Source organism: Streptomyces sp. NPDC054847, from assembly GCF_053610925.1.
In genome coordinates this window covers 1-5,755 of record NZ_JBSGZJ010000455.1, presented here as the reverse complement: position 1 = coordinate 5,755, position 5,755 = coordinate 1, and the positions used below count along the sequence as shown (strand labels likewise).

General features: G+C 72.9%; 4 protein-coding genes. 1 reads left to right on the top strand and 3 read right to left on the bottom strand.

All coding sequences use genetic code 11. The features are described from left to right. Positions 1-16: 16 nt before the first annotated feature. The 3 genes from prfB to ACWGH4_RS29930 form a co-directional block, all read right to left on the bottom strand. Positions 17-1,123 (bottom strand): peptide chain release factor 2, encoded by a 1,107-nt coding sequence (gene prfB / locus ACWGH4_RS29940; RefSeq protein WP_453466430.1) that lies wholly within the window; start codon positions 1,121-1,123, stop codon positions 17-19. A 49-nt stretch (positions 1,124-1,172) separates the two neighbouring features. After that, positions 1,173-2,444 (bottom strand): protein kinase domain-containing protein, encoded by a 1,272-nt coding sequence (locus tag ACWGH4_RS29935; protein WP_453466428.1) that lies wholly within the window; start codon positions 2,442-2,444, stop codon positions 1,173-1,175. 129 nt (positions 2,445-2,573) lie between these two features. Continuing rightward, entirely contained in the window at positions 2,574-4,208 is a 1,635-nt protein-coding gene (locus tag ACWGH4_RS29930) for a protein kinase domain-containing protein (protein ID WP_441265452.1), read from the bottom strand. A 336-nt stretch (positions 4,209-4,544) separates the two neighbouring features. Between ACWGH4_RS29930 and ACWGH4_RS29925 the strand changes: the two genes are divergently transcribed. Continuing rightward, a partial coding sequence (locus ACWGH4_RS29925) for an FHA domain-containing protein (protein WP_453466425.1) occupies positions 4,545-5,755 on the top strand: 1,211 nt, incomplete at its 3' end.

The window sequence follows — 5,755 nt, the reverse complement described above, 5'->3', positions numbered from 1 at the left end:
CTCCGTAGCGCGGAGGCTACTTCTCGCTCTGCTTGCGCCAGCGAATTCCGGCTTCGAGGAATCCGTCGATCTCACCGTCAAGTACCGACTGGGGATTGCCCACTTCGAAGTCGGTGCGCAGGTCCTTGACCATCTGGTACGGGTGCAGCACGTACGAACGCATCTGGTTGCCCCAGGAGTTGCCGCCGTCGCCCTTGAGGGCGTCCATCCTGGCCTGCTCCTCCTGGCGGCGGCGCTCGAGCAGCTTCGCCTGGAGGACGTTCATCGCGCTCGCCTTGTTCTGGATCTGCGAGCGCTCGTTCTGGCAGGACACCACGATGCCGGTCGGGATGTGCGTCAGCCGCACCGCGGAGTCGGTGGTGTTGACGCCCTGGCCGCCGGGGCCCGACGCGCGGTAGACGTCGACGCGCAGCTCGGACTCGTCGATCTCGATGTGATCGGTCTTCTCGACGACCGGCAGCACCTCGACGCCCGCGAAGGACGTCTGACGGCGGCCCTGGTTGTCGAAGGGCGAGATACGCACCAGCCGGTGCGTGCCCTGCTCGACGGAGAGCGTGCCGTACGCGTAGGGCGCCTTGACGACGAAGGTGGTCGACTTGATGCCGGCCTCCTCCGCGTACGACGTCTCGTACACCTCGGTGCCGTAGTTGTGCCGCTCGGCCCAGCGGAGGTACATGCGCTGGAGCTGCTCGGCGAAGTCCGCCGCGTCGACACCGCCGGCCTCGGCGCGGATGTTGACCAGCGCCTCGCGCTCGTCGTACTCGCCGGACAGGAGGGTGCGGACCTCCATCTCGTCCAGCGCCTTGCGCACCGACTCCAGCTCGGCCTCGGCCTCGGCCCGCGCGTCCGGGTCGTCCTCGGCCTCCGCGAGCTCGAAGAGGATCTCGAGGTCGTCGATCCGGCCGCGGAGTGCCTCCGTCTTGCGGACCTCGGCCTGAAGGTGGGAAAGCTTGCTGGTGATCTTCTGCGCCGCCTCGGGGTCGTCCCACAGGGACGGTGCCGCCGCCTGCTCCTCGAGCACGGCGATGTCTGCCCTCATCCTGTCGAGGTCCAGAACGGCCTCGATCGACCCCATGGTCGAGGAAAGGGACTTCAGCTCTTCGGATACATCGACGACTGCCACGGGTCCAGCGTAACGGCTGAGCGGCCGGACCCGTGCTGGCCCCGGAGCCCTAGGGGTCCGAGGGCGCCGACTGCTGGAAATCCGGGGGCGGCACCTGGCCGTCGTCGTCGCTCACGGCCAGCCAGCCGCCGATACCGACCGCCGCGACGACGGCGAGTGCGGCGACACCCAGAGTGATCCGGCGCCTGCGCACCGCGGTCGACCTGTTGCGGGCGGACCCGGGCCGGCGCTGGCCGGGCGAACGCGGGGCCCTCGCCGTGCCGTGCGCGCCGCCCGCCAACTCGTCCGGCGCGGGGACCCGCATCGAGGTGTGGGTGTCACGGTTGGAGTCGGCCGGGGCCGCGCCGGGGACGAGCGGGACGGCGCCACGGCGGCGCGGTTCCCCGGGAGTGGGCGGCAGGGCGTCCTCATAGGGCTCGGCGGCCGGTTCCGCGTCCGGCTCGTCGACGTCCAGGGGCGGCATGCCCTTCAGAGTCGGCAGCAGGTCGTGCAGCCGGGCCGCCACCTCGGAGGCGCGCAGCCGGGAGGCGGGCGCCTTGGCCAGGCACTGGACGATGAGCTGCCACAGCTCGTCGGGGATGCCGGGCAGGGGCACCACCGTCTCTGTGACGTGACGGCGCAGGACGGCACCGGGGTGCCCGCCGCCGAACGGGGTGAAGCCGGCCAGGACCTCGTAGAGGACCGTGGCGAGGGCGTAGATGTCGACGGCAGCGCGGGGCGGCAGACCCTCGACGATCTCGGGGGCGATGTAGTCGGGGGTGCCGATGATGCCCGAGGGGTTCGGCGCACCGCTTCCGGTGGGCCGCTGGGCCTTGGTGCGGCGCGGTGTGTCGATCAGCTTGGCGACGCCGAAGTCGGTGAGCAGTGCGGGGTGCGAGCCGGCGGGCCCGAGCGGACCCTCCATGTCGAGCAGGATGTTCTCCGGCTTGACGTCCCGGTGCACGATGCCCGCGGCGTGGGCCGCCGCCAGGCCGTCGGCGACGTCCGCGATGATCGCGACGGCGGCCTCCGGCGCGAGACGGCGCTCACGGTCCAGACGGGTCCGCAGGTCGGTGCCGCGCACGAGCTGCATGACCAGCGCCAGGTCGTTGCCGTCGACGACGAGGTCGCGGACACCGACGACCCTGGGATGGTCGAGCCCGAGCAGGGCGGTGCGCTCCTGGACGAAGCGTCCGACCAGCTCCTGGTCGGACGCGAGGTCCTCGCGAAGAAGCTTGATGGCGACAGGCCCCTCGGGTCCTTCGCCGAGCCACACCGTGCCGGCGCTGCCCCGCCCCAGGATCTGGTGGGCCGTGTACCGGCTGCCGATATTCCGTGCCAAGACTGCTCCCTCAGCGGCTGGCGTTGCCCCACAACGTACGCGGGCATCGGGGACCTGTGTGCCCCGGATGACACCAACCTCCACTTCTGCGGGATAAATAAGCCCGCAGAAGTCGACAAAACGACAGAGTTACTGCTGGTTACCGATCTGGTCGGCGGTGTCCTTCGCCTCGCCGAGCTTCGAGATCCAGTCCGTGACCGTCGAAATGCCGTCGCCGATCGCGTCCCAGTAGCTCTTGCCCTCCGCGACCCAGTCCTGGAGCGGGGTGAGCTCCCAGATCAGCCAGCCGGCCACGACGAACAGCAGCACCGTGAACAGGCAGCCCTTGAGACAGCCGAGCCCGGGGATGCGCATCGGGTTGGCGCGCTGCCGCGGCTGGCGGGGCGGGCGCTGGGCCGGCGGCTGCTGCGGAGGTGCGTACTGCTGCTGCTGGGGCGGCGGTGCGTACTGCTGACGCTGCGGCTGATGCTGCGGACGCTGCTGCGGCGCCGGCGCGTACTGCTGCTGAGGCCGCTGCTGACGGTTCTGCGGGGGCTGCTGCGGGGCCTGGCGCTGCGGGCGCCGGCGCAGGGGGTCCTGGCTGGGGTCGAGGTACTGGACCTGCGTCTGCTCGTTGCGGTCCCGGGCCGCGCGCAGCTGGGACTGCCATGGGTGCGGCTCCTCCGGTCCGGGCTGCCCCGGCGGAACGGGCGGCATCACGGCGGTCGGGTCGGCCGTGCCACCGGGCTGCCCGGTCTGCGGCATGACGCTGGTCGCCGCGGAGGGGTCGTAGGCGCTGCTGCCGCCGCCGGTGTTCGGCAGGACCTGCGTCGGGTCGGCGGCACCGGGGGTCTGCGGCACCGGCGCCGGCGCGGGGTCCGGCGCGAGGAGCGCGGCGACACCGAGGGCGGCGTCGACCTGGGCGGCGTTCGCGTGCACACCGATGCCGGCCGCGACGGTACGCAGACCGCGGGCGAGGTTCTCGGCGCTGGGCCGCTCCGAGGGCTCCTTGCGCAGGCAGCGCTCTATGACCGTCCACAGCGGCTCAGGAAGGGTCGAGGGGCGGCGCGGCTCCTCGCTGAGGTGGCGGTGCAGCACCTCGAGCGCCGTGCCCCCGGCGAACGGAGGGCGTCCGGTGACCAGCTCGTACAGCAGGATGCCCGCGCCGTAGATGTCGACGGCCGAGGTCTGCGGGCGGCCCTCCGCCGACTCCGGCGCGACGTACGCGGGGGTGCCGACGAACTCGTGCGTCCTGGTCAGGCCCGGGGAGTCCGCGAGGCGTGCGATGCCGAAGTCGGTCAGCATCGGGTGCATCTGACCGTCGGCGTCCGTCTTGAGGAGCACGTTCGCCGGCTTCAGGTCGCGGTGGACGACGCCGTCGGCGTGGCTGGAGGCGAGCGCGTCCGCGATCTGGGCGGTCATCAGCGAGGCGGCGACCGGGCTGAGCGGGCCGTTGTCGCGCAGGTACCGGTGCAGGTCCGGGCCGTCGATCAGGTCCATGACGAGGGCGAGGAGATCGCCCTCGACGACGAGGTCCCGGGTCCGGACGATGTTCGGGTGGGTGAGGCGGAGCAGGACGGAGCGCTCCCGGAGGAAACGCATCACCACGTCCGCGTCGTTCGCCAGCTCCTCCTTGAGGACCTTGATCGCGACGGTTTCGCCGGGCTGGCCCGCGACGGCCGCCTCGGCGCCCGCGGTCTCCCTCTGACGGGCTCGCCAGACGGTGCCCGTGGCGCCGCGCCCGAGCGGCTCCTCGAGCAGGTACTTGCTGCCTACCGGCCGCACGTCATGCGCTCCCTGCTGATCGTGATCCTCACATGGGTCCCGGTCCGCCGGATGATTTTCGGCCCACCGGGTTGTCCGACCCACTTTAGGGGGTGTCCGTCCGGTCGCCCCTGTTCGATGGACAGACGCGGGCATCGTACGGATGGTTGCCGGGTCCGCGCGCACTGAACATCACGATCCCCTCCGTCCGTAGTTCCTCAAGATGACCTTTACGGGATACCACCACGTGCTTTTCCGTCCGGAATTGTCACCCGGGCCGACCGGTCAAGATCACTTATGGGTGGGCGGCGGGCGTGTTGTCGGTGGCGGATGCGAGGATGCCTCCAGCACGGAGCCGTGGGGAGGGAGCCTCCGGCGCGTGCCGACCTGCCGGGTGGGGGCGATCCGGGCGGCTTCCCTGCCGGGCACCCCGCGCAGAAGGGATGGCTGACGGCGATGCAGATCCGGCTGACTGTTCTCGCGCCGCGCGGCGGACAGTCCGCGCCCGCCGCGCGCCCCTGCGACGTGATCGTGACCGCGCCGGCGGGTACCGCGCTCGCCGCCGTGGCCTCCGGTCTCGCCGCCGCCGTCTCCGGCCCCGACGTCTCCGGCACCGTCGTCCTCTACGCGGGACAGGAACGCCTGGACCCGCAGCGCCGTACCCTCGGCGAACCGCCGCTGGTCGACGGCGCGGTGCTGTCCCTCCAGACGCCGGCCGAGGACGAGACGCACGAGGGCGAGGTGTCGGCACAGCTGCACGTCGTGGCCGGGCCCGACGCCGGAGGGGTCCATCTGCTGCACGGCGGCCGGATCAGCATCGGCCGCTCGGCCGACGCCGACGTACCGCTGGACGACCCCGACGTCTCCCGGCTGCACTGCGCGGTGACGCTCGCGGACGACGGCCGGGTCACCGTGACCGACCTCGGCTCCACGAACGGCACCACGGTCGACGGAGCACCCGTGCACGCCCGGCCCGTGCGTCTGCCGTCCGGTGCGCTGCTCCGACTGGGCGAGTCCACCCTGCGCCTCTCCCCCGGCGCGCCTGCTCCCGCGCTTCCCACCGCGCCGGACGGCGAGGGCCACCTCCGCGTCCCGGGTCCGTCGTCCGCCTCCGTCGACGGCAGGCCCGCGCCGGGTCCGGGCGGCTCCGCGGGCGCATACGAGGCGGGGAGCACCGGCCCCTTCCTCCACGGGACACGGCCGGTGCCGTCATGGGCGTCGGCCGGGTCACCGGACGACACGCCGCCGGCCGGCACCGACCGGTCCCACCGGGCACCCGACGGCGGCCGGGCCGCCCGGCCGTACCGCCCCGACCCCACGGTGGCACCCGCACACGGCCACGCCGGCGGTGCGTGCCGCGCGGCCGCCGCCCCGGCGTACGGCGACTCCTCCCGGACGCACCACATGCACGCCCCCCTCGCCGACGACCCCGCGCCTCGGGTACCGGCGCAGTACGCGTACGACGCCCACGACCGCGTCCCGGACCGGCCCGGCGAGGCGTCGCCCGAGCGCGCGCCCGCCCGGGGCACGGACGAGCCCGCCGAGGCCCCCCGGCGCCGGGGCATAGG